The organism is Nocardia sp. alder85J (assembly GCF_020176955.2).
Classification (GTDB): Bacteria; Actinomycetota; Actinomycetes; order Mycobacteriales; family Mycobacteriaceae; genus Nocardia.
The window spans coordinates 87,936-111,255 of record NZ_JAIUCZ020000001.1 but is presented as its reverse complement, the minus strand read 5'-3'; the positions used below and the strand labels follow the sequence as shown (position 1 = coordinate 111,255).

The following is a 23,320-nucleotide window of genomic DNA, read 5'->3' as shown; positions in this document are numbered from 1 at the left end:
CAGATGACGACCGCACTTCTGCCCGAACCGTTCCGCGATCTCGAACCGTATCTGACCGACTGGGCCCTGCCGACCCGGCAGCAGCGCTACGACACCCGGATGGCGAAGACGATCGAGGAACTCGACGCCTTCTACGACGCGATCGCCCCGCACGCCGAGGCCGCCATCGAATACCTCAACGAATTCGATCTGAACGAGCTGCCCGAGGCCGAGACCCGGCTGCTGCGACTGCTGTATTCGCTGGTGATGGTCTCCTATCCGGTGAACGTGTTCAAACAACCGCGCATCCCCGATTCCGGCGCGTCGTTCTTCGACACCGTCACCGAACCGGCGGTGTGAGGCCGGTATGGCATATTCCGTCACCGAACTCACTCCGACCACCGGTGTGCAGATCAACGGGCTGTCCGGCGCCGCCCTGGTCGATCCCGGCGTCGCCGCGGAATGCGCGGCCGCGCTGGAACTGCGCGGTGTGGTGATCTATCGGGACGCGCATCTCGACGACGACCAACTGGTGGCCTTCAGCCGGCTGCTGGGCACGGTCGTGCCGCTGCCGCTGGGCGGCGAACCACGGCATCCGGAAATCCAGAAGGTGACCCGGGATGCGGCGCAGAGCAAATTGGCCGCATACCGGGAGGGCACCTTCTTCTGGCACATCGACGGCACCACCGCCGCGATCCCGGACAAGGCGACCCTGCTGACCGCCCGGCAGATCGCCGCCGACGACACCGGCGACACCGAATTCGCGAACACCTACGCCGCCTACGAGGCGCTGCCGCCGCAGGAGCAGGCCGCACTGGCGGACCTGCGCGTGGTGCACAGTTTCGCGGCCTCGCAACTGCTGGTGTACCCGAATCCGTCGCCGCGGGAACGGGCCGCCTGGGACCGCAATCCGGCCCGCGAACATCCCCTGGTGTGGACCCGCGGCTCCGGCCGCCGCTCCCTGCTGCTGGGCGCCACCGCCGACGAGGTCGTCGGCCGCTCCCGGCCCGAGGGCCGGGCATTGCTGGACCGGCTGCTGGACTGGGCGACCCAGCCGCGCTTCGTGCTCCGGCACCGGTGGCGCGTCGGCGATCTCGTCGTCTGGGACAACACCGGGCTGCTGCATCGCGCCCGCCCGTACGGCGAGCATTCGGCGCGGCTGATGCACCGCACCTCACTGGCCGGCGAGGAGGCGGTGGCATGACGACCGCGATCGTCACCGGCGCGGGATCCGGGATCGGCCGGGCCGTCGCGCACCGGCTGGCCGAGGACGGCATGCACGTCGCCGTGCTGGACCGCAATTCCGAAGCGGCCGAACGGGTCACCGCCGAGATCACCGGAAAGGGCCACGGCGCGGCCGCTTTCGGCGGGGTCGACGTCTCGGATCGGGCTCAGGTGGAGGCCGCGGTGCAGCGCGTGCGCGACACCGCCGGCCCGGCACTGGTCCTGGTCAACAATGCCGGAATCACCGGATTCAAACGGTTTCTCAACATCACCGACCAGGAGTGGGATCGAATCCTCGCCGTCAATCTCAGTGGGCCGTTCTACTGCACGCAGGCGGTCGTCCCGGACATGGTGGCCGCCGGCTGGGGCCGGATCGTCAACATCTCCTCCTCCAGCGCCCAGTCCGGCCAGCAGTACATGACCCACTACGTGGCGTCCAAGGCCGGACTGATCGGTCTCACGAAATCCCTTGCGCTGGAACTGGGTCCGGCCGGGATCACGGTGAACACCATCCCGCCCGGCTTCGTCGACACCCCGATGCTGCGCGATTCGGAGCAGCACGGACTGCTCGGTGGCAGTGTGGACCAGCACGCCGGGGCCACCCCGGTCCGGCGGGCCGGCCGCCCGGAGGACATCGCCGCGGCCTGCGCATTCCTGTGTTCGGCCGAGGCCGGATACATCACCGGCCAGGTGATCGGCGTGAACGGGGGCCGCAACACCTGACCCGTCATCGAAAAGTGGAGTCGCAGGCCGCCTTTCACGTGTGACCGACCTCACCAGCCACGACCGCCGTCGGATGCTTGGATGGACGAGATCCACGAAGGGATGGTCGGGATGGCAATCACACGAGCCGATGTCGCGCGGCTGGCCGGTACCTCGCCCGCCCTGGTGAGCTATGTGATCAACGGCGGACCACGCCAGGTCGCACCGGCCACCCGCGCCCGCATCGAGGCGGCCATCGCCGAATTGGGCTACCGGCCCAACGTGTCCGCGCGCAGCCTGCGGATGAACCGCGGGCACGCGCTGGGCATGGTGATCCCCGACGGCGCCAATCCGTTCTTCGCCGAACTGTCGGCGGTGATCGAGGCGGCCGCCTTCGCCCGCGGCTATCCCCTGTTCGTCGGCAACGCCGCCGGTGACGAGGAGCGCGAGCGCGCCTATGTGCGTACCTTCATCGACCGCAGAGTCGAAGGGCTGCTGGCGATCTCGTCGTCGTGGGAGACCGGGGTCGCCGACGCCTGCGAGGAGTCGGACATGGCGCTGGTCGCCCTGGACCGCATCATCGATCCGGCGCGCTGCGCGCATGTCATGTGCGATTCGGTGGCCGGGGCGCGGGAGGCGGTGGCGCATCTGATCGCGCACGGGCACCGGGCCATCGCCTGTGTCAGCGGCCCGCACGTGTCGACCGCCGAGGACCGGGTGCAGGGTTACCGGAAAGCGCTGGCGGAGGCCGGATTACCCGAAGGCCCGCTGGTGCGGGCGGATTTCGGCGGGGCCGCCGGGTACCACGCGCTGGCCGCGCTCACCGCCGCCACGCCACGGCCCACCGCGGTGTTCGTCACCAGTGATCTCCAGGCGATGGGCATGCTGCGCGCCGCGCACGACGCCGGGCTGCGGGTGCCGGACGATCTGGCGATGGTGGCCTTCGACGGCATCGAATACGCCCGCTACACCCGGCCGGGCCTCAGCACGATGGTGCAGCCCACCCGCCGCATGGGCGAACTGGCCGTCGACCTGCTGCTGGAGCAGATCGCCACCCGCACCGCCCACCCGGGCGTGGTGCACCTGACCGCCGAACTGACCCGGCGCGGCTCCTGCGGGTGCCCCGACGACTTCTGACCGCACCGGACACGCCCGGATCCCCCGGGTGCCGCGAATTCGCGCGCGTGCGGCCGATACTCGGGCACAGCACGCACCGACCGTTCGGATTCGTCACCGGCACCCGAGGAGCTGTGATGCGGACCGCCGTAGCAACGCCCGACCACCGGAGCCGGCGATGACCGACGGTTCCGGCGTGCACGACCTGCGCTCGGCCCTGGAGCTGCTGCGGCGCCATCCCGGGCAACTGCTCGAGACCTCGCATCCGGTGGATCCCAGCGGCGAACTCGCGGGCGTCTACAAGCGGATCGGCGCGGGCGGCACCGTCGAACGGCCCACCCGGCTCGGCCCGGCGATGCTGTTCGAATCCGTCATCGGATATCCGGGAGCTCGGGTTCTGGTGGGGCTCATGGCAAGCCGGGAACGGGTCGGGCTGCTGCTGGATTCGCCGCCGCGGCGGCTGACGCAGCGGATGGCCGCCGCCATCGACGACGCGATCGCGCCGATCGAGGTCGCCGCCGACATCCCGCCCTGCCGCGAGGTGGTGCACCGGGCCGACGATCCGGGCTTCGACCTGCGGAAGATCCTGCCCGCGCCGACCAATACCGATCAGGACGCGGGCCCATACTTCTGCCTGGGCCTGGTGCTGTCCAGCGATCCCGAGGCCGGCACCGACGTCACGATCCACCGCCTGTGCGTGCAGGGCCCGGACCGGATGACGATCTTCTTCGCCCCCGGCCGCCACATCGACGAATTCCGGAAGAAGGCGGAGGCCCAAGGCAGACCGCTCGCGGTCTCGGTGAACATGGGCCTGGACCCGGCGATCCACATCGGCGCCTGCTTCGAGGCGCCGACCACGCCCTACGGCTACGACGAACTGCACATCGCGGGCGGATTGCGCGGCCGCCCGGTGGAATTGACCGACTGCCTCACCGTGCCGCAGCGGGCGATCGCCGCCGCCGAGGTGGTGATCGAGGGCATGATCCTGCCGAACGTCCGCGAGGCCGCAGACCAGAACACCCGCACCGGCCACGCCATGCCGGAATTCCCCGGCTACACGTCGACCCCCGCCCCTTCGCCCCGGACCTGAACCTCACCTATCCGTGAGCCGCGCCGGTGCGCCGCCGGGAGCGACCGACCCGGGCCATGGCGGCGGTGAAGTCGCCGGGGCCGGCCATCCGCTCCACGTGTGGCGGCATACTCGGGCCGCGCGCATCGGGGCCCGGACACCGCGCCGGTCCGGGCCGGACCTCGGCGACGGCCGCGGTTCCCGGGATCGTCCAATCGGCCATGAATTCCTCAGCGCGGCAGCGCATTTCCGCCACGATAGCCGAGCATCGGATCGTAGAGATCGGTGCGGCGGTCGCGGTGCAGGTCGTTGAGCGCGTTCCAGATCGGCGCCGAGCGGGCCGCGGTCAGGTCGATGTCGGCGTACAGGATGGTGTCCTCGTCGGGCCCCGCGATCCGGCCGATCGGCCAGCCGTCGGTGCCCGGGATCAGCGAATTGCCCATGAATCCCGAGGTGCGCTCGGTGCCGATCCGGTCGGCCGCGGCGAGGAAGACACTGTTGACGTGCGCGGCGGACATGGTCGGATAGGCGGCCATGCAGGTGCCGGAGTCGTCGTACAACGGCGGCGGCGTCCACACCCAGCAGGCCGATCCGGCCGATCCTGGTGTCGAACACCGGATAGCCGAGGTCGCCGGGGGTGAAGCTGGCGGCGGACCACCGGCGCGCGAGCGGGACGGCATCGCACGGTGGATCCCGGGCCGGGAGAACCCGAACGTTCGGCCCGAACGTTCGGGCATAGAAAGGCCGCCACCTGTGCGACCACTCCGATTCCACCGGTCCGGCACCACGCTGACCGCCACGATCCGCGACGGCGAGGGCCCACCCCTGGTGCTGTTACCCGGCGTCATGGCCGACGCGGCGAGCTGGCAACCGGTCGTCGACCACCTCGAGGGACCGTCCCCGGTGGTGACGATCGACCGCCGCGGCCGGGAACCCAGCGGCCCCTCGGCCCCGGCTATTCGGTGCGCACCGAGATCGACGACCTGCACCACGTGCTCGACATCCTCGGCGGCGGCGTCACGCTGTTCGGCTGGAGCTACGGCGGCCTCATCGCGCTGGAGGCCGCCACCGAACGCGGGCTTCTCCACGGAATACGTTGCGGCCCTGCGTAGCACACCGACCTGGCCGGCCCTGCGCCGCCTCGCACCACCCCTGGCCGACGAACTCACCGCCCTCGACGCCCACCACCCCGCCCTGCACAGATACCCGAAACTCCCGATCCCGGTCACCCTGCTGCTCGGCGAACTGAACGAGGGCCGACCCCCGTACGGCACCACCTTCACGACCTTCACCGCCGCCCTCCCCCAGGCCACCGTCGTCCGCCTGCCCGGCCAGGGACATCTGGCGCACGCGCAGGCACCCGACGTCCTCGCACGACACCTCACCGCCGCGTTCACGGCGAACCCGCAGCGCGCCCGACCTCGCCCCGGCCTCGGCGACAGAGGCCGGCCGCAACCACGGGTAGTTCGACGCGCCCGTCGGCCTGCGCGCGCAACAACCAGTCGTCGACGCGGTACCCGGCCGGCGTTCCGCGTGACGATGTGCTCGACCTCCAGCAGGACCGACGGCGACACCACGGTGAGCGCCGCTCGGTCCAACGCCACGCGAGCCTGGGCATGCTCGGGCGGTCTGCTGGATCTCCTCGGCCGATATCGGCCGACCGAAATCGACCACCGGGATATCCCACTCCTCGGACCAACGCCGAGTGCGCAGTGCGATCAGGTGAAAGGCTTCCCCACCGGAGCCGGGACGGCTACGCCGAGCTTCTCCGCGGCGGTTTCGAGTTCGGCCCAGACCTTGGCGGCGACCGGGATGCCGCTGGTGGCACGCTGTTGCGCTGTCGCCGAGGAGGATTCGCCCGGATAGCGGATGTCGGTGCTCGCGTCGGCGCGCGGCAGGGACTTCAGGGTGTCCAGGGTGGTGTCGACGGCGGTGGTGAACCGGTCCCGGTCGCCGAAGGCGGCCGGGTCCAGGGCGATGATCAGGGCGTTCTGGCGGTGTACGCGGCCTTCGGGGTCGTCGCTGTGGAAGGACGAGAGGATCGGTGCGCCGACCAGGACGCTGGTGAGCAGTTCGAACAGCAGCGACATGCCCGCGCCCTTGGCGCCGCCGAGGGGCAGGGGCATCGTCGCCAGGTTCGGGTCGGTGGTGGGGGTGCCGTCCGCGGTGGCGGCGGTGCCCGCCGGCAATGGCTTTCCGGCATTGCGGAATTGGGCGATCCTGCCGAGCGCGATGCCCGCGGTGGCCATGTCCAGCAGCGGGGTGCTGTGGGTCGCCGCGGGAACCGCGATGGCCAGTGGGCTGGTGGCGACCGCGGCGCCCTTGACGCCGGTGTAGCTCATGTTCGGCATGCCCGCGACGAAGCCGATGCCGATCAGGCCGGCCTCGGCGATGCGCGCGGTGTAGTAGCCGATGGCGCCGGTGTGCACGGTGCGGCGCACGCCGACCGCGCCGATACCGGTGGCGCGGGCGCGGGCGCGGGTGATCGCCTCGTCCGCGGCGGCGGTGAGCGCCACCGGGCCGGGGGCGCGGTCGGCGTCCAGCACGGCGACGGCGGCGGCGGTGGAGCTCAGGCGCAGGTCCGGATTCTTGTTCGCCTCACCGGAATCCAGCAGTTCCAGGTAGCGCGGCACCCGGGAGGCGCCGTGCGAGTCGACGCCGCGCAGGCTCGCCCACGCCAGCACCTCGGCGACGGTGGCCGCGTGCTCGGCGGATGTGCCCGCGCGGGTGAACAATGCGGTGAAGAAGGTGGTCAGTTCCGCGGCGGGAACGACGACTGTGGCCGGTGGCACGGATATCACACTCCGGGTGAGGGTCAGCGGGAGACGGCGACGTTGACGACGGCGGTGGTGCCGCCGCGCACGGATTTCAGCGCCCGGTCCAGGGCGGCTTCGAGATCGCTTGCGGTGGTGACGCTTTCGGTGTGGAAACCGAATGGTTCGGCGAACCGGGCCGGGTCGGGCTGGGTGGACAGGTCCACACCCAGCCACTCGCCGGTGTCCACCGCGGCGCCGTCGGGGTAGAAGCGCAGATGGTTCATCTGCATCGAGAGGTACTTGTGATCGTTGAACACCACGATCAGCACCGGCAGGTCATGGGCCTGCGAGGCGTGCAGCGACTGCACGATCGGGTTGTAGAGATAGGCGCCATCGCCGACGGTGAAGACCACGGTCCGGTCCGGGGCGGCCAGTTTCACGCCGAGTGCGACGGCGATGCCCTGGCCGAGCCCGCCCTGCACATAGAAATACGAGTCGGGGGTCTCGCGACGCAGATGCCGCTGTACCACCCGGCTGTGGGTGATGGTCTCGTCCACCACGATCGGATCCTCGTCGGCCAGCAGCCGGCGCAGTGTGGCGGCGACCAGCACCGGATCGATCGCGGTCCCGGCGGCGGCGCGTTCCTCGATCTGCTCGAGCGCCTGTACCTCATCGGTGTGACGCGCCAATTGAGTTGCCCGGTAAGGGCTTTCGGCCGCCCGATCGGTCAGCCGCTGTTCCCGGGCCAGCCGGGCCAGCGCACGCAGCGTGGCGGCGACGCCGCCCTCCAGGTAATGGTCGACACCGAGCCGACCTGGTTGGCCCACTTGGTGAACGGCGCCGCGATGCCCTGCATCCCGCCGACGAAGGACAGGTTGCGGTACCACTGGCCGCCGGGATCCGGGCCCGGACCGTCACCGTAGGTGATCGACTCCGAGGAGGCCACCACCATCGGCACCCCGGCCAGCAGCGCCCCGTGCACCGCCATCGACCCCTGCAACAGGCCGGGGCCGGCGTGCAGCAGCACCCCCTGCGCCCGCCGGGTCACCAGGCCGTAGCCCGTGGCCATGCCCACGGCCACGGTCTCGTGCAGCAGGTCCAGGTAGCGCGGGGCCGGCAGGCCGTCGCGCCAGCGACTCCCACACCGGCGCCCACTCCGAGCCGGAGGCGCAGAAGATGTAGTCCGAACCGATCGCGTCGAAGGCGCCGACGACGGCGTCGCCACCGTCGGGAGTGTAGTTGTCGCTGGTCACATCGAATCCTGTTCCGGTAGTCGCGCTCGGGTGGGTCAGCCCTCGATCGGCCAGCCGAGGCATTCGCTGATGCCGCGGCCCATGATCCACTCGAGCTCTTCCTCGCTGAAGTCGAAGTGCTTGGTGAACTGCTCGATGGTGTCGGTGTAGCTGAGCCCGTGGCCGAGCAGGCGGGTGATGTCGGTGCCCCAGAAGCAGCGCTGCGGGCCCATCTTGTCGACCATCTCGCGCACGTACTTCTCGATGTTCGAGTTCGGGAAGGGCTGGGTCGAATAGCCCGGCAGCGCTGACACTTTCACATAGATGTTCGGGTGCTTGTTCAGGTCCGCGGTCTCGCTCACCCAGTAGCCGATGGCGTCGTCGACGCAGCGGGCCATGATGCCCATGTGGTCGATGATCAGCTTCAGGCCCGGGTGCTTCTCCGCGATCGCGCCGAGCTCGGCCTTCCAGACCGGCGCGTGCACCATGGTCGGGATGTTCAGCGACTCGGCGACCGGCCAGTACCAGTCGTTGGTGCCGTCGATCATCCAGTTCCGGTCCTGCGGCCGGTGGAAGGTCAGCCGGGTGCCCTTCACGTGCGGGTTCTCGGCGTACTCCTCGAGCAGCCGGGTGCCCTCGATCGGGTCGTTCTGCGGGATGCGGGCCATGATGCCGAACCGATCCGGGTGCGCCGCACACGCTTCCAGCGCGTAGTCGATGCGGTCGCCCTCCCAGGACGGCGGCACGATCAGGGCCCGGTTCACCCCGGCCTCGTCCATCAGCGCCAGGCATTCCTCGTAGCTGAACGCCTCCTCGCGGTGGCCGTTGAGCCGAATCCGCTCTCGCGCGCCGGGCACCCACGGCCGATCGGGGGTTTCCTCTTTCCAGATGTGGACCTGGGTGTCGACGACGAACATTGTTCTCCTCGCTTCGTGTCGGGCTCTTGCCGGCGCCGATTCAATTCTTTTCGGCGACAATTCGGACGTTAGTCGAAAAAATTCGCGCCGCGGAGTCCGCGGAATGCAAACGTTTGTTGCGCGTCATGCCGGTATTTTCTTGCCGTCGATGACGTCGGCCACGTATTCCGCGATCGCCATGCACGACGTCGCGGCGGGCGACGGCGCGTTGCGGACAGCGGTGATCGGGCCCAGCCGGTGAATACAGAAATCGTCCACCAGGGCGCCGTCGGCGCCGAGGGCCTGGGCGCGCACGCCGGCGCCGCCGCGCACCACGTCGGCCACACCGATCTCCGGGACGTATTTCCGCGCACCCTGCATATAGGCGCGCATCGAGAACGACCCGTACATCTCCCGGATGCCGGTCAGCCAGTGCTGACGGGCCATCCGCCAGAAACCGGGCCAGGCGGCGATCCCGGCCAGATCGCGCACCGACACCGTGGACCGCCGGTAGCCCTCGCGGGCGTAGGCGAGCACCGCGTTCGGGCCCACCTCCACCTCGCCGTTGACCCGGCGGGTGAAGTGCACGCCGAGGAACGGGTAGCGGGGATCGGGCACCGGATAGATGAGGCCGCGAATCATGTGCTCCTTCTGCGGTTTCAGCAGCATGTACTCGCCGCGGAAGGGGATGATGCGCGGTCCGGGGTCGTCCCCGGCCAGGCCCGCGACGACATCGCTGTGCAGTCCGGCGCAGACGACCAGGCTGGACACGTGGATCGCGTCGGTATCCGAGCTGATCTGTAATCCATTGGGCACCTCGCGAATTCCGGTGACCTCGAAGCCGAACCGGACCTCGCCCCCGGCCCCGCGGATGTCGTCGGCGAACGCCTCCGCGATCCGGGTGTAGTCGGTGATCGCCGTGTGCGGCGAGTGCAGCGCCGCCAAACCCGTTGCGTGCGGCTCGATCTCGCGGATCTCGGCGGCGTCGACGCGGCGCAGGCCGGGCACCGCGTTGGCCCCGGCGCGATCGGCGAGCGCGTCCATCCGGACCACGTCCTCGGGCGTGATCGCCACCACCAGCTTGCCGACCTCGTCGTAGGGCAGCTCGCGGCCGGCACAGTAGTCGCGCAACATGTCCCGGCCGCGGCTGCACAGGGTCGCCTTCAAACTGCCCGGGGTGTAATAGATTCCGGCGTGCACCACGCCGGAATTGTGACCGGTCTGGTGGGCGGCGACCCGATCCTCCTTCTCCACGATCACGATGCGCGCGCCGGGCCGTCGCCGGGTGATTTCCCGGCCGATCGCCAGGCCCACGATGCCGGCGCCGATGATGCCGATGGTTTCCTCAGCCATGAAACGTTGTCCTCTCTCGCCACTGTCTCCGGGCTCGGCAGGATTCTCCCGGATCGATCCGGGCGGCTGCGCCGGTCACGACCGGAAACGAATCGCGAAGGTCTTCACCCGGGTGTAGAAGCGCAATGCTTCCTCGCCCTGCTCCTTGAACGGCGATCCGGAGTCGCGGAACCCGCCGAACGGCAGGTGCACATCCCAGCCCGGGGTGGTCGTGTTGACCGCCACCTGCCCGGTCTCCACCTCGTCGACGAAGCGGTACGCCGCCGCAGCCCGGTGGTGAACACGGCTGCGGCCAGCCCGAAGTCCGAATCGTTGACCGCCGCGACGGCCGCGTCCAGATCGTCGACCGGGGACAGCACCAGCACCGGCCCGAACACCTCCTCCCGCCACATGTCCATCTCCGGGGTGACCCCGGTCAGCAGCGTCGGCGTCACGAAGCAACCATGCGCGAACTCGGCATCGCCGGGCGCGGTCCCTCCGAGTTCGATCCGCGCCCCCTGCGCCACCGCCTTGTCGATCGCCGCCAGCACCCCGTCCCGATGTGCCGGACCGGTCAGCGGCCCGACGGTGGTACCCACCTCGTCACCCGGCCCCACCCGCAGCGCCGCGATCCGCTCCCGCAGCAGGTCCGCGAACCGGTCGTACACCGCCCGTTCCACCAGCACCCGGCTGGTGGCGGTACAGCGCTGCCCCGCCTGCCCGAACGCCGCCGCCGTGATGGTCGTCGCGGCATACTCCAGATCGGCGTCCGCCAGCACCACCGAGGCGTTCTTGCCACCCAGCTCCCCCTGGAACCGCACGGTGCGCGCGGCCACCCGCAGCCGCAGCCCCTCCCCGACGGCATTGCTGCCGGTGAAGGTGACCGCCGCGATCCGCGGATCGTCCAGCAACGCGTCCGCCAGCTCCGAGGTGCGCCCGGTGATCACATTGAGCACCCCGGCAGGCAGCCCCGCATCGTGCAGCGCCCGCGCGAAATGCATTCCGGACAAGGGTGTTTCGGTGGCGGGCTTGAACACCGCCGCATTCCCCGCCGCCAGCGCCGGCGCCAGTTTCCGCGCCGGGGTGATCAGCGGATCGTTCCACGGCGTGATGGCCAGCACGATCCCCACCGGCTCCCGCTGAAAACCGGCCCGGGTATCGGGCCGCGCATCGTGCAGCAACGTCCCGTATCCCGCCCGCGCGATCCCCGCGAAATACTCCAGGAAATCGGCGGCCTTCCCCACCTCCCCGGTGGCCTCGGCCCGCGTCTTGCCGTTCTCCGCGGTGACATCGGCGGCGATCTCCCCCGCCCGCTCCCGCAACAACCCGGCGGCCCGCACCAGCACGGCGGCCCGCTCGAACGGCGAGGTCGCCTTCCACACCTTGAACCCCTGCGCGGCCGCATCATACGCAGCCCGCACATCGTCCACGGTCAACGCCGGAATCCGCGCGATCGGCGCCCGCACATCCGTCGGATCGAACACGTCCAACCAGCTCTGGGCCCCGACCCACTCCCCACCGATCAGGGTCCGGATCGACTGCACGGACTGCACGGGCATCGCTGCTCCTCGGGAAACTCGTCGCGGTGAAATGCGCCGGAAGCACGCATCGTCGGGTCACGATAAGAAATCGCGCCCGGTATCCACCACGGTCCGGGGAGCATCCATTGCTTGCAGGCTCCGCACCCTGTATCCGGCTCCCGCCGTGATCGAATCGGTGAGGATTACACGTTCGACGAAGGAGTATCCGTGCCCTATGCCGTGATCGCCCGCTACCGAGTGGCGCCCGAGGATACCGCAGTGGTCCGCGCCGCACTGGAAGAAATGCGCACACATACCCTGCGAGAACCGGGAAATCTACTCTACATCCTGCACACCGACCCCACCGACCCGGAAATCTTCACCATCTACGAACAATATGCCGACGAATCCGGTTTCCAGGCCCACAAGAACACCCCCCACTTCACCGAACACATTCTCGGCACGGTATTCCCCCGCCTCACCGAGCGGGTGGTGAGCTTCGGGGACGTGCTGGACTGATTCCGGGCTATCCGAGGGCCGGGACGCCGCGGGCGGCGCGGAGCAGGCCGTCGAGCCAGTCCTGGTGGCCGTTGAGCATGGGGTTGGGGTGGCGGCGGGCCAATTCGGCTGCGGGGGTGCCGATTTGGGATTCCTGGGTGAGGATGCGGATGCGGCCGCCGGGCAGGTCCTCCAGGAGCCAGGCGTGCAGGACGTCGAGACGGGATTCGGGTGGGCCGTCCTGGTGGGCGGTCCAGGCCAGGCGCGCGGGGGTGGCGGGGGCCGGGGGGACGCATTGGGTGACCTGTGCGGTCAGGGGCGGGAATCCGAAGGTGGCGAAGGACAATCGCAGGCCCGGGGACAGCTCGGGGCCGCCACCGTCGGGGAAGGTGATGTCGGAGACGTTGTCGTAGTAGGTGGGCCAGGCCTCGGTGTCGGCCAGATAGGGCCAGATCTGCGCGATCGGCGGGCCGGCCGCGATCACCTCGTTGGACACGAAATTGTCGGTCGTACCGGGCAGGTATTCCTCCGGCCAGTCGATCGCGTTCGCCAAGCCCATCGAATGCACCTCCGTGTCGAAGTCGCCGTCGTCAACGCATGCTGCCGACCGGAATCCGCACGGGCCCGCGTCGTTGCGGTCTCCGACCCGAGGGGTGACGATACCGACTTTTCCAGCCCAGGCGCAGGGGGCGTGCGCACCTGTTATCCAGACGCCGAAGAGGGGCCGCGATCGGATGGATCGCGGCCCCTCGGGCCCTGCCGTGGCCGGGCGAGGGGGCTCCGGTGTCCGGCACGAATCACCTGCCGGCCGGGCCGGACTCGACGGGGGTGGCGTCGGTGCTCCGGCCCGGCGGCACGGACCAGCGGCAGGGCGGCCCCGGGCGGGTGCGCGGTGGGGGCGCCCGGGGCAGCCTCGGGGCTAGAGTTCGTTGCCCCAGGTCATACGGGCGCTGGTTTCGACGTGGATCAGCTTGCGGCGCTGGTCCTCGGCGGTGAGCGCGGTGGCGCCGGGGAGGTCGGCGAAGCCACGGCTCGGGCTCACCGCCAGGTCCTCGACGTCCTTCAGTTCGGCGGCGATATCGATGCGGCGCATGATGTCGTCGACGTCCTCCAGTGCGGCGGTCTCGGCGTCGACGACGCCCAGGCAGGCGTCGCGGTCGGCGGGGACCGCGCGCAGCAGGTCCACTTCGGCGTCGGCGCCGGCGAAGTACGGCAGCACCCAGCGGTCCACCGGCAGTTCGGCGAACAGCTGCTCCGCCACCGCCTTGTCGACCGGATCGACCGCGCGGTGGGCCGGATTCAGGCCGATGCGGACGTCCGCCGGTTTGGCGTCGATGCGGATCGCCTGCGCGTCGACGGCGATCGCCTCGTCCAGGGTCAGGGCGTCGGCGCCGCGGGCGAACAGGGCCTTGGCGTAGGCCGGGTTGTTCAGCTGGATCAGCTTCGCGCCCGCGGCGACGACGGCCTCGATCTCGGCGCGCACGATCGCGGCCAGCGCGGCGCCGAGTTCGGCGGCGCTGCCCCACGGGCCGCCGGCCTCGAAGGTGCGGGCGGCCAGGAACGCCGGCGACGGCAGGGTGACCTTGACCGGGGTGGCCACGCCGGGGCCGGGGGCGACGGCCAGGGCGGCGAGGGCGGCGACGTCGGGGGCGATCAGCGGGTGCGTGGCCCCGAGCGCGCCGACGGCGGTCCAGCGGCGGTAGCCGTGCCGGTCGGTGCCGGCGCCGCGGCGGAAGCCGCCGACGGTGTCCAGGATCGCGCCGCGGAAGTCCGCGCGGCGGTAGTCGCCGTCGGTGATCACCGACAGCCACACCGAGCGCTGCAACCGGACGGCCTCCGCGATCGCGGCGTCCTCCACGGCCCGCAACTCGCCGTCACCGAGTTCGCGGGCCTCGTAGCGGGCGCGGGCGGCGATCAGTTCCGCGGAGCGGATCAGGCTGCCGTGGTGGTCGATGCGGAATTTGTAGGTGTCGGCCATTATTTCGCCTCCCCGGACTCGGCCAGCTGCTGCGCCGACTGGCCCCAGGCCCGGAAAACCAGTTCGTAGCCCAGGGATTCGAGCACCTCGTTGCAGGTGGCCTCGTCCTCGTCGGGGGTGCCGCCGGAGATGCCGAGGCCACCGAGCACCTCACCGTCGCGCTTGATGGTGACCCCGCCCTCGGTGGCGACGATCGGGTACAGGCTCATCTGCGAAAGCTTGTCGAAGAAGCCGGGATTGGACTCGGCCCAGGCGTGCAGATTGCGGGTGGGCCGCTCCATCACCGCGGAGCTGTGCGCCTTGGAGATGGCGATGGCGGGGGTCAGCGCCCGCGCGCCGTCGGTCCGCTTGACCTGGAGGATGTAGCCGCCCGCGTCGACCACGGCGACGCTGAGCGCCTTCCCCAGCGCCTCACCGCGTTTCACGGTCTCGGCGATGATCGTATCGACCTCGGCGGTGGTGAGTTTCGTCATCGGTGTGCGGTCACCTTCTGTGAGACGGCTTCCCGGATGCGGACGACGGCGGCGTTGTACAGGTCCGGGCGTTCCCAGTACATCGAGTGCGGGCCGTCGGGGACGATCGTCAGCCGCGAGCCGGGCAGCAGTTCGTGTGCGCGGCGCACGGTCTGCGGCCACAGCACGGCGTCCTTGTCGCCGGCCAGGAACGTGATGTCCAGGCCGGAGGCGGCGATCTCGTCCAGGCTCGGGCCGTCGGCCGACAGATTGCGCAGGTCGGCCATGGTGGCCACGTTGAAGGTGCCCATCTGCTGGAACAGGAACAGCTTCGCCTTCTCCTGCTCTTGGAACCGCTTGCTCATCAGCCGGTCGACGACCGGCAGCTTGTCGGCCTCGGCCCGTTGTGCCGCAACCAGTTCCGACAGTTCCGGATGCTGGATACCGCCGAGCGAGTGGCCGAGCACCACGCCCGAGACCCGTTCCGGGCGCAGCAGCGCCGCCTTCAGCGCCGCCACCGAACCCACGGACTGGCCGATGAGCACGACGTCGTACAGGTCCTCGGCCTCCAGCACGGCGACGATGTCGCCGGGGAAGTCCTGACCGTCGAAGCCCGCCATCGGCTTGCCGGAGTTGCCGAATCCGCGCAGATCGACGGTGACGACGGTGTAGCGCTCGCGCAGTTCGACCACCTGCTGATACCAGATCGCATGGTGGCCACCGGATCCCTGCACGAAGAACAGCGCCGGCCCGTCGCCGTGGCGTTCGTAGTAGATGCTGGTGCCGTCCGGGGCGACGACTTTCGGCATGTTGATTCTCCTTGTGGCCGTTACCGATTCATTCCGGGCGGTTGGCGTGGTAGACCAGTTCGATCATGGTGTGGTCGGGATCGTGGATGTAGCAGAACAGCGAGTTGTTCTCCGGCCGCCGCACCGGGCGGGTGTGCCGGACGCCGATCTGCTTCAGGTGGGCGAGGAATCCGTCCCAGTCGTCGACCTCGACGGCGAAGTGGTAGGGCGCCATCCGATCCATCTCCTCGACCGGGGTGAAGTGCAGGTCGAAGGTGCCCAGCGTCATCAGCAGCACGCGGGTGTTGCTCTTGGGGATGATGCCCTTGAACCCGAAGACCTTCGAATACCATTCCTTGGTCCGCTGGATGTCGGTGGTCGGGAAGTTGACTCGGTGGATGTAGCGGATCTTGCCGTTGGGCTCGACCGCAGTCGTTTCGGCGACGGTGGCTTCGGTCACGGTCGGCACCTTTCTGTGTCGGTATCTTCTTCTGCGACAATCGGATTGGACAACACGCCGATCCCGCTGACCTCGACGTCGACGGTGTCGCCCGGTGTCAGCGCACAGGTGCCGTCGGCGCCCATCCAGAGCACGTCACCGGGTTGCAGCGTGCTGTACTTCGAGGTCTCGACGAGAAAGTCGTACGGATCGAACAGCATTGCCCCGGTGCGGAATTCGACCCGCATCGCCCCGTTCACCCGGATCGTGGTGGTCTGCGCCAGCGGGTCCACGCCGGTCTCGATCCACGGGCCCATCGGTTTGAAGGTGTCGGCGTTCTTGCTGCGCCAGAACGAGCGGTCGGCGTGCTGCCACTCCCGCGCGCTCACGTCGTTGCCGATGGTCCAGCCGAAGACCGCCTCGCGCGCCTGCTCGTAGGAGGCGCGGCGCAGCGGGCGGCCCAGCAATCGAGAAATCCATCCCGCCCGCGGTCATCAGCAGGGTCAGGCCCGCGGCGATCACCGCGACGACGCTGACCTGCCGCAGCACGTTGACCACGTTGGTGGAGGTGAGAAAGGCGTCGGTCTGCGTCGCGGCGAAGACCACGATCAGCACCAGGACCACCAGCAGACCCGCGTGCGGAATCTGCCGCAGCGACGGACGTCGGCGCGCGGCGCGAACACCCGTGGTCCCCGCCTTCGCCGGGCCGTTGTCCGTAGTGGGCACGCCGCCGCTCACCCGAGCGCCGACGCCCGTGCCGTACTCGTCGGGCGAGGACGGAGGGCCTTCCTGGTTACGCTCCGCTGCCGCCGCCGGCCCTTGACTCATGCCGTATCTCCTCCGAGAACCGCGGCGATCAGTTCGTCGCGAGTGATGTCGTCGATCCTGTGCTCCGCGATCGCCCGTCCGTCGCGGACGATGATCACGCGGTCGGCCAGCCGCATCACCTCGTCACAGGACGAAGAGGCCAGCAACACGGCCGCGCCGCGCTCGGCGAGGCGGTCGATGAGCGAGTGGATCTCGGCCATCGCGGCGATGTCGACGCCGTTGGTCGGATCCTCCAGCAGGCAGGCCGCGGGCTCGGTGGCGAACCACTTGGCCAGCAACACCTTCTGCTGATTGCCACCGGAAAGCCGATCCACCGCGGGGTTTTTCGTGAGCGAGACCACGCGGTACTCGTCGCGCAGGGCGGCGGCGCGCCGGCCCAGCCGGTCCCAGCGCTGCACGAACCGGCCGGCCAGCCGATCCTCGGCCAGCACCAGGTTCTCGTCCACCGACAGTTCGGGAACCAGGCCGAGGCGGCGGCGATCGCCTGTCACACAACGCAATCCGCTGGCCAGCGAGCGGCCGACCCGCCCCGGCGGCACATTCCTCCCGCCCACCGCGAGGGTGCCGCGATCGGGCCGGCGACGGCCGGACAGCAGATCGAACAGCCGGGACTGGCCGTCACCGGCCGGGCCCAGGACCGCGACGATCTCGCCGTTGCGCACGTCCACGCCGAAGCCGTCGAGGAACCGGCCCTGGCTCAGATCCCTGATCCGCAAACCGATCTCGTCCCGCGCGGCCGCGCGGGCCGGGCGCACCGAGACCACGTCGCGGCCGACCATGTCGCGGACCAGGCCCGCCTCGTCGGGCGCCGCGGCCGGATAACTCTCGACGACGGCGCCCTCGCGCAGCACGGTCACCCGGTCCGCGATCGACAGCACCTCATCGAGGTAGTGCGAGATGAACACCACCGCGACCCCGTTGTCGCGCAGCCGGCGCACCAGCGCGCGGATCTGCTCCGCGGCCGCGGCGCCCAGACAGGCGGTCGGTTCGTCCAGGATCAGCACCCGGCCGCCGCGGCGCACCTCGCGGGCGACCTCGGCCATGGTCTGCTCGGCGACGGTCAGCTCCCCTGCCACCTGGGTCACTTCGATGTCGATACCCAACTGTGCCAAGGCATTCCGGGCGATCTCGGTCACCGACGACCAGCGCACCACCGACCGCCGGGTGGGCAGGTCGCCGAGCATGATGTTCTCCGCGACGGTCAGGCCGAGCACGAGTTCGCGCCGCTGCGGCACGATCGACACACCCTGGCGCCGGGCGCGGCGGGTACTCCACGCCGATTGCACCCGGCCCGCGACCTCGATCCGGCCGGAATCCGGACCGTGCACCCCGGAGAGCACCTTCACCAGCGTCGATTTACCGGCGCCGTTCATACCCATCAGTGCGTGCACCTCGCCGGGATACAGGTCCAGGCTGACGTTGTTCAGGGCGACCGCGCCGCCGAAACTCTTACAGACCTCGTGCAGGCGGACCACGGCGGCGCCGGTCGCCGGTGTGGCGGTCGTCGCGGGTGCGGCGGTCACGGTATCCTCCCGGTCGAGCGTGGTGGGGGACACCGGGGTCATTCCGGCGCTCCCGCGCCGACGGCCTGTCCGCCGCGGATCAGATGGGCGGCCGGAACTGATCCGGTCCGATCCCCCCGGCTGATTCACCCGGCTGATTCACCCGTACGGATGTGCTCGCGCCACCGATATCCGCGCGCCCATCCACCACATGTCGAACGCGCATTTTCCGCACCGCCACCGCGAACCGCGATCCGGCGGAATACGCGCACGCCCCCGTCGTGCCCGACGCAGCCGCGAAAAACGCTGTGCGCGAAGGGAAACCGATTCGGCGGACAATGCAGGTTTTCCCGGCCGTGCCGGACCGGGAATCACAGAAAGAAAGAGATGAGGAGTTATGTACAGCATCTCCCGGGCCACGGCGATCGCCACCCTGGCCATCGCCGCCACGGCCGGTGCGATGGGCGTCGCCTCGGCCGCACCCGCCGAATCCCCGGTGCCGATCCTGGCGTCCACCGCCGGTGAGACCGGTCCCGCACCGGTCGCCGACCAGGGTCACCCCGACGCCGCACCGGCCCCGGTGATCCCGGAAGTCGAATACGACAAGGCGGTGGGCGCGCTGACCGGCGCGTTCAACAACGCCAACCACGACGGCACCCTCTTCGGCACCGCCGCGGGCGTCGTCATCGGCTGCCCGCTCGGCGCGATCACCGGCGGCACCCTGACCGCGCTGGTGTCGGCCGGTGCGCTGACCCCGGTCGGCGTGGTCGGCGGCTGCATCCTCGGCGGCGTCACCCTCGGCGGTCTCGGCGGTACCTTCGCCGGTGCGATCACCGGATTCCCGGCGCTGGCCGACGCCGCGGGCCAGCAGTACGGCCACCTGCACTCCGAGGGCCTGATCTCGGCCCCCCTGACCACGAATCAGTAACTCCCCCACCGCGAAAGAGCACTGCAATGAAGCACACCACGCACGCGGTCGCGGTGACCGCGCTGGCCGCCGTCGCCCTGGCGGTCGCCGACGGCGCCGCCCACGCCGACCAGGTCCAGCCCACCGACCCAGACAAACTGACCGTCCAGCTCGCCCCCGGCGTCTCCTTCACCGGCGCCGCCTCCGACGGCTCGTCGGTCCTGACCACCCCCGCGGGCACGGTCACCACCCGCGACGGGCAGGTCGCGGTGCAGGACGCCACCGGCATCCCGATGCTCGGCGCCCCGCTCGAAACGGTCGCGAGCAACACCGACATCACCGCCGCGGCCGCCGCACCCGAACCGGTCGCCGGCACCGGTGACGTCCTCGGCAACCTGACCGCCGCCTGGCACAGCGCCGGCGCCTACACCGGCCTCGCCGCCGGGGTCGGCGGCACCGCGGGCGCCCTGATCGGCACCGTCGTCGGCTGCCCGATCGGCGTGATCACCCTGGGCAGCATGGCCACCGTCATGTCCGCCGCGGCCCTGACCGTCCCCGGCATGATCGGCGGCTGCCTCGCCGGCGCCGCCACCACCGCCGCCTTCGGCGGCATGGTCGGCAGCGTCGCCGTCGGCCTCCCCGTCGGCCTGGCCGTCACCGCCCGGAAGTTCAACGAGATCCAGTCCGGTCACGCCCCCGCCGCGCCGCAGCACTGAGTCATCTCTCCCGACCGACGGCCGCACCGAACCCTGTCGAACGCAGGGGATTCCGGTGCGGCCGTCGCCGTACGTGACCACGACAACGTTGTCCGGCACATCAGCCCCACCCGGCACGATTGTCGCTCGGACGCAGCCGACGTGATCGACCCCGCCCGAACCGGAGTCGCCGTGCTCGAGCCGGCGCGGTCGGTGCGGCAGCGCGCCGCCGGCTCATCGGTATCCCCGATTTCTCCGTACCCCGACAGCTTCACCGGATGAGCAACGTGAAGTAACCCACCACCGCGGGCGCGATCAGCAGCAGGGCGACCGTGATGTTGGTGCGCGGCTTCAGCGCCAGCAGCGCCACGAATTCCCGCAGAAAGCCGGTGAGCACGAAGTATCGCGCGGTACGACCACCGACCACCCGAGCCCCGAGCCCGAGACGCCGACTGAGGATCACCGCCCGCAACACATGGAAATCGCTGGTCACCACCACCATTCGCCCTGCCCGGGCACGCAGCCCGCGTCCACGCAACTCGGCATCGGTGCACCGCAGATTCTCCTCGGTGTTCCGCGACCGCCGCTCCCGGATGATCCGCTTCTCCGGAACACCTTCCGCGACAAGATAAGCCGCCATCGCATCGGCCTCGGCCACGGTCTCGCCCGGCCCGCGCCCACCGGAGGCGACCACGATCGGAGTCGCACCCGCCGCCGTCTCCGCGCGATACACCTGCACCGCACGATCCAGCCGGGTGGCCAGCAGCGGCGTGACCTGCTCCCCGTCGAGCCCGCACCCGAGCACCACGATGACATCGCTCCCGGTGGGCCGCGGCAGCCGCGAGTAGGCCAGCGCGTACCCGGTGAAGGCCAGCAACTGCGCGACCAGGAACGCACCGAGCACCACGATCATCCCCGCCGTCACCGAAAGCCACGCGGGCGTACCGGATCCCGGCTCGACGACATCCCGGATCGCCATCGACAACACCAGCAAACCCAATCCTGCCAGCGGCGCGATCACCGTCGCCACCCGCGGACCTTCCCGACGGACCACCACCACCCCGTTCGCCAACAGCCCCAGCCCCGCCACCAACAGCGATACCTGCGACAACACCAGCAACAGCCCGAACCCGAGCAGCTCGGCCGCGACCCGATGCAACGCGCCCAGCCCCAGCACCATCCACGGCGACAACATCGCGGTGGCGCTGAGCAGCAGGGACACCCGCCGCCGCAACACCCGGGGCGGCGCCGTACTGCCGCCGACCTCTGCCGCACCGCCCTGCTCACGACCCGGGACGAGCACCGAACCCATGCCGGAACCTCCTTCGCCGATAACCACCTGCGCCGTGCCGATGACCGCCACTCTCGTCGGCCGACCTGCGCCGACGACGAGCCCCGGCTGGGAGCCCGCTGCGAGTCCATCCGCCCTGCCGGAGCGATGCACCACCGCTCCCGCTGTCGGGGTACCACGCGCAGCGCCATCCTCCCCGATATCTCCCGGCCGATGGCCCGTCCGGCCCCTCCGGGACGAATTCGGCGGTTGCCGGAACAGGGGCACCGCTCACAGCAGACCTGTGCACCCGGCGAACCGCCGACCACTCGCGGCCCCGATATCGAGTTGTCCGGGGCTGTAACGCCGCGATCCGCGATGTCGCCGTCAGATCCACGAAGGATCGAGCACCATGACGAGTATCCCGCACGCTCTCGCCGGTCCGAGATATTCCGAATCCCGTGTTGCACACATCAATTTGTCACACCGGAGGACCAAGTTTCGAACAGTGCCGAACACGCTCGCACACGAATTCCCGCTCCCGTCGGCACCGGTGGGGGCGCACCCGTCCGGCGGCAGTCCGACACGCCCGAATGCGCTGGTAGCGAGAATATTTCGCTAGCGTGTCCGATCCCCGGACGGATATCATGGGAACATGCGTTCGAGCCTCGAAGTTGTCAGCGACCCCGCCGCGGAAACCGCCCTCCGCGCGCTGGAGCACGCTGCTGCCGAGGTATCGAACATGTGCACCCAGGCATTGTCGAATCGGGACAGGCTCAGCCTGATCCGGCGGGTGGAAACCATCACTCGTATGCTGCCCGCCGCGAGTCTGCAATGGACCGCACAGATGCAGGAACAATGGTCGAATACCGAATTCGCCGCGAACAATCTGGTGGATACTCTCGCCGACACACTGCGAATCACCGTGGCGGAAGCGCGTGCCCGCTGGCGTGCCGCCGACGATCTGGCGACCCACATCGGGATGACCGGGGAGACCCTGGCCCCGCCACTGCCCGCGACCGCGACAGCGCAGCGAGAAGGAGCGATCTCACCCACGCATGTGAAGATCATCCGTGACGTGATCCATCGTCTGCCGGTCATCGTCGATGCCGAGACCCGCGCCGATGCCGAGGCGATGCTCGCGGGTCAGGCGCGCGAGTTGCGTCCGGACCAGTTGCGCAAGGTCGCCGACAAACTCGAAGCGCTGATCAACCCGGACGGGACGTTCACCGACACCGACCGGGCGCGGCGGCGGGCATTCACCCTGGGCCGCCAAGGCCCGGACCTGATGTCGAAGTGCACGGTCACCGCGGATCCGGAACTGCGCGCCTATCTGGAAGCAATCTTCGCCACCTACGCCAAGCCCGGACTGCTCAATCCCGATGATCCGGCATCACCGGCCGATGATGAGCCGGATGAGGCTGTCGTGCAACGTGATACCCGCAATGCCGCGCAACGTCAGCACGATGCGATGAAGGCGGTCCTGCGCGACAGTATCGCGTCCGGCCGATTGGGTCGGCATCGCGGTCTTCCGGTCACCGTCGTCATGTCCATGACGGTGCGGGAACTGGAAGATGCGGTCGCCCAGGCCACTCCGGAGGGCTCGGTGGCCGGTCCCGCGGTGGCGACCGGCGGTGGCGCGATGATCTCGATCGGCGATGCGTTACGGCTGGCATCCCATGCCCACCATTATCTCGCGGTGTTCGACGACAGTACCGGTCGCCCGCTGTATCTCGGCCGCTCGAAGCGGATCGCGTCCGCCGATCAGCGGATCGTGCTGCACGCCCGCGATATCGGCTGCACATTCCCCGGCTGCACCAAACCCGGCTATCTGTGCCAGGTTCACCACCGTACCGACTGGGCCGCCGGTGGCACCACCGACGCCGACCAACTGACCTTCGCCTGCGAACCCCACCACCATCTGGTCGGAACACACGCCGCCGGGTGGGGCACTCGCACGGCCGCAGCCGGGCACCCGGATGCCGGCCGCACGCAATGGGCCCCGCCCGCCCACATCGATCCCGCACGCCACCCGAGAGTGAATCGATACCATCATCCTCTCGAATATCTCACGCGCACAAGGGAATCGGTGTCCCGAAAATCGGGCTGAACATCTGCGGCCGCCGCCAACCGCCCC

General features: G+C 69.8%; 24 protein-coding genes and 1 pseudogene. 10 read left to right on the top strand and 15 right to left on the bottom strand.

The window, feature by feature from the left end; genetic code table 11:
* Nucleotides 1–3 precede the first annotated feature (3 nt).
* The 5 genes from LBW94_RS00440 (at nt 4) to LBW94_RS00420 (ending at nt 4,111) form a co-directional block, all read left to right on the top strand.
* The gene (locus LBW94_RS00440) at nt 4–339 is read left to right on the top strand and encodes a hypothetical protein (protein ID WP_225056041.1); all 336 of its coding nucleotides are present in this window, start codon (nt 4–6) and stop codon (nt 337–339) included.
* Between the two features lie 7 nt (nt 340–346).
* The gene (locus LBW94_RS00435; protein WP_225056043.1) at nt 347–1,183 is read left to right on the top strand and encodes a TauD/TfdA dioxygenase family protein; all 837 of its coding nucleotides are present in this window, start codon (nt 347–349) and stop codon (nt 1,181–1,183) included.
* Nucleotides 1,180–1,926: an SDR family NAD(P)-dependent oxidoreductase gene (locus tag LBW94_RS00430; RefSeq protein WP_225056044.1), complete on the top strand. Its 747-nt coding sequence runs from the start codon at nt 1,180–1,182 to the stop codon at nt 1,924–1,926. The genes LBW94_RS00435 and LBW94_RS00430 overlap by 4 nt, the downstream gene beginning before the upstream one ends.
* 111 nt (nt 1,927–2,037) lie before the next feature.
* Nucleotides 2,038–3,042: a LacI family DNA-binding transcriptional regulator gene (locus LBW94_RS00425; protein WP_225056045.1), complete on the top strand. Its 1,005-nt coding sequence runs from the start codon at nt 2,038–2,040 to the stop codon at nt 3,040–3,042.
* Nucleotides 3,043–3,199: 157 nt separating this feature from the next.
* Nucleotides 3,200–4,111 (top strand): UbiD family decarboxylase, encoded by a 912-nt coding sequence (locus LBW94_RS00420; protein WP_225056046.1) that lies wholly within the window; start codon nt 3,200–3,202, stop codon nt 4,109–4,111.
* A 209-nt stretch (nt 4,112–4,320) separates the two neighbouring features.
* Here LBW94_RS00420 and LBW94_RS00415 read toward each other — a convergent pair whose 3' ends face one another.
* Nucleotides 4,321–4,650, bottom strand: a complete 330-nt coding sequence (locus LBW94_RS00415) for a hypothetical protein (protein ID WP_225056047.1) — start codon at nt 4,648–4,650, stop codon at nt 4,321–4,323.
* A gap of 402 nt (nt 4,651–5,052) precedes the next feature.
* On the opposite strand from LBW94_RS00415, the gene LBW94_RS00410 reads away from it, so the two are divergent.
* On the top strand, nt 5,053–5,202 hold the full coding sequence (locus LBW94_RS00410; protein WP_225056048.1) for an alpha/beta fold hydrolase: 150 nt from the start codon (nt 5,053–5,055) through the stop codon (nt 5,200–5,202).
* A 606-nt stretch (nt 5,203–5,808) separates the two neighbouring features.
* Here LBW94_RS00410 and LBW94_RS00405 read toward each other — a convergent pair.
* From LBW94_RS00405 to LBW94_RS00380, 6 genes and pseudogenes are all read right to left on the bottom strand, one after another.
* Nucleotides 5,809–6,882, bottom strand: a complete 1,074-nt coding sequence (locus LBW94_RS00405; protein ID WP_225056049.1) for an Ldh family oxidoreductase — start codon at nt 6,880–6,882, stop codon at nt 5,809–5,811.
* A gap of 23 nt (nt 6,883–6,905) precedes the next feature.
* Entirely contained in the window at nt 6,906–7,673 is a 768-nt protein-coding gene (locus LBW94_RS00400; RefSeq protein WP_225056050.1) for a thiamine pyrophosphate-dependent enzyme, read from the bottom strand.
* Nucleotides 7,574–7,915, bottom strand: coding sequence for a thiamine pyrophosphate-binding protein (locus tag LBW94_RS00395; protein WP_255633953.1), 342 nt, complete (start codon nt 7,913–7,915; stop codon nt 7,574–7,576). The genes LBW94_RS00400 and LBW94_RS00395 overlap by 100 nt, the downstream gene beginning before the upstream one ends.
* A gap of 219 nt (nt 7,916–8,134) precedes the next feature.
* Nucleotides 8,135–8,995: an amidohydrolase family protein gene (locus LBW94_RS00390; protein ID WP_225056053.1), complete on the bottom strand. Its 861-nt coding sequence runs from the start codon at nt 8,993–8,995 to the stop codon at nt 8,135–8,137.
* A 123-nt stretch (nt 8,996–9,118) separates the two neighbouring features.
* On the bottom strand, nt 9,119–10,327 hold the full coding sequence (gene lhgO, locus LBW94_RS00385; RefSeq protein WP_225056055.1) for an L-2-hydroxyglutarate oxidase: 1,209 nt from the start codon (nt 10,325–10,327) through the stop codon (nt 9,119–9,121).
* A gap of 75 nt (nt 10,328–10,402) precedes the next feature.
* A pseudogene (locus LBW94_RS00380) lies at nt 10,403–11,865 on the bottom strand (aldehyde dehydrogenase family protein).
* Between the two features lie 189 nt (nt 11,866–12,054).
* Here LBW94_RS00380 and LBW94_RS00375 point away from each other — a divergent pair.
* Nucleotides 12,055–12,345 (top strand): putative quinol monooxygenase, encoded by a 291-nt coding sequence (locus LBW94_RS00375; protein WP_225056057.1) that lies wholly within the window; start codon nt 12,055–12,057, stop codon nt 12,343–12,345.
* Nucleotides 12,346–12,352: 7 nt separating this feature from the next.
* Here the strand turns inward: LBW94_RS00375 and LBW94_RS00370 are convergent, their stop codons facing one another.
* From LBW94_RS00370 to LBW94_RS00340, 7 genes are all read right to left on the bottom strand, one after another.
* Nucleotides 12,353–12,883: a hypothetical protein gene (locus LBW94_RS00370; protein WP_225056058.1), complete on the bottom strand. Its 531-nt coding sequence runs from the start codon at nt 12,881–12,883 to the stop codon at nt 12,353–12,355.
* 360 nt (nt 12,884–13,243) lie between these two features.
* Nucleotides 13,244–14,302: a hypothetical protein gene (locus LBW94_RS00365; RefSeq protein WP_225056059.1), complete on the bottom strand. Its 1,059-nt coding sequence runs from the start codon at nt 14,300–14,302 to the stop codon at nt 13,244–13,246.
* On the bottom strand, nt 14,302–14,775 hold the full coding sequence (locus tag LBW94_RS00360; protein ID WP_225056061.1) for a GlcG/HbpS family heme-binding protein: 474 nt from the start codon (nt 14,773–14,775) through the stop codon (nt 14,302–14,304). The genes LBW94_RS00365 and LBW94_RS00360 overlap by 1 nt, the downstream gene beginning before the upstream one ends.
* Nucleotides 14,772–15,563, bottom strand: coding sequence for an alpha/beta fold hydrolase (locus tag LBW94_RS00355; protein WP_225056062.1), 792 nt, complete (start codon nt 15,561–15,563; stop codon nt 14,772–14,774). Before LBW94_RS00355 ends, LBW94_RS00360 begins: the two co-directional genes overlap by 4 nt.
* A gap of 28 nt (nt 15,564–15,591) precedes the next feature.
* Nucleotides 15,592–16,002 (bottom strand): VOC family protein, encoded by a 411-nt coding sequence (locus tag LBW94_RS00350; protein ID WP_225056064.1) that lies wholly within the window; start codon nt 16,000–16,002, stop codon nt 15,592–15,594.
* Complete coding sequence (locus LBW94_RS00345; protein ID WP_225056065.1) at nt 15,999–16,448, bottom strand: fumarylacetoacetate hydrolase family protein; 450 nt, start codon at nt 16,446–16,448, stop codon at nt 15,999–16,001. The genes LBW94_RS00350 and LBW94_RS00345 overlap by 4 nt, the downstream gene beginning before the upstream one ends.
* 357 nt (nt 16,449–16,805) lie before the next feature.
* Nucleotides 16,806–18,374 (bottom strand): sugar ABC transporter ATP-binding protein, encoded by a 1,569-nt coding sequence (locus LBW94_RS00340; RefSeq protein ID WP_225056067.1) that lies wholly within the window; start codon nt 18,372–18,374, stop codon nt 16,806–16,808.
* Between the two features lie 334 nt (nt 18,375–18,708).
* Between LBW94_RS00340 and LBW94_RS00335 the strand changes: the two genes are divergently transcribed.
* Both LBW94_RS00335 and LBW94_RS00330 read left to right on the top strand, forming a co-directional pair.
* Entirely contained in the window at nt 18,709–19,239 is a 531-nt protein-coding gene (locus tag LBW94_RS00335; protein ID WP_225056074.1) for a hypothetical protein, read from the top strand.
* A gap of 26 nt (nt 19,240–19,265) precedes the next feature.
* Nucleotides 19,266–19,934 carry a hypothetical protein gene (locus tag LBW94_RS00330; protein WP_225056076.1) on the top strand — a complete coding sequence of 223 codons (669 nt, stop codon included), beginning with the start codon at nt 19,266–19,268 and terminating at the stop codon, nt 19,932–19,934.
* Between the two features lie 250 nt (nt 19,935–20,184).
* On the opposite strand, the gene LBW94_RS00325 is transcribed toward LBW94_RS00330, so the two are convergent.
* Nucleotides 20,185–21,225 carry a YdcF family protein gene (locus LBW94_RS00325; protein ID WP_266269418.1) on the bottom strand — a complete coding sequence of 347 codons (1,041 nt, stop codon included), beginning with the start codon at nt 21,223–21,225 and terminating at the stop codon, nt 20,185–20,187.
* Between the two features lie 613 nt (nt 21,226–21,838).
* Here LBW94_RS00325 and LBW94_RS00320 point away from each other — a divergent pair.
* The gene (locus tag LBW94_RS00320) at nt 21,839–23,293 is read left to right on the top strand and encodes an HNH endonuclease signature motif containing protein (RefSeq protein ID WP_225056078.1); all 1,455 of its coding nucleotides are present in this window, start codon (nt 21,839–21,841) and stop codon (nt 23,291–23,293) included.
* Nucleotides 23,294–23,320: the final 27 nt, after the last annotated feature.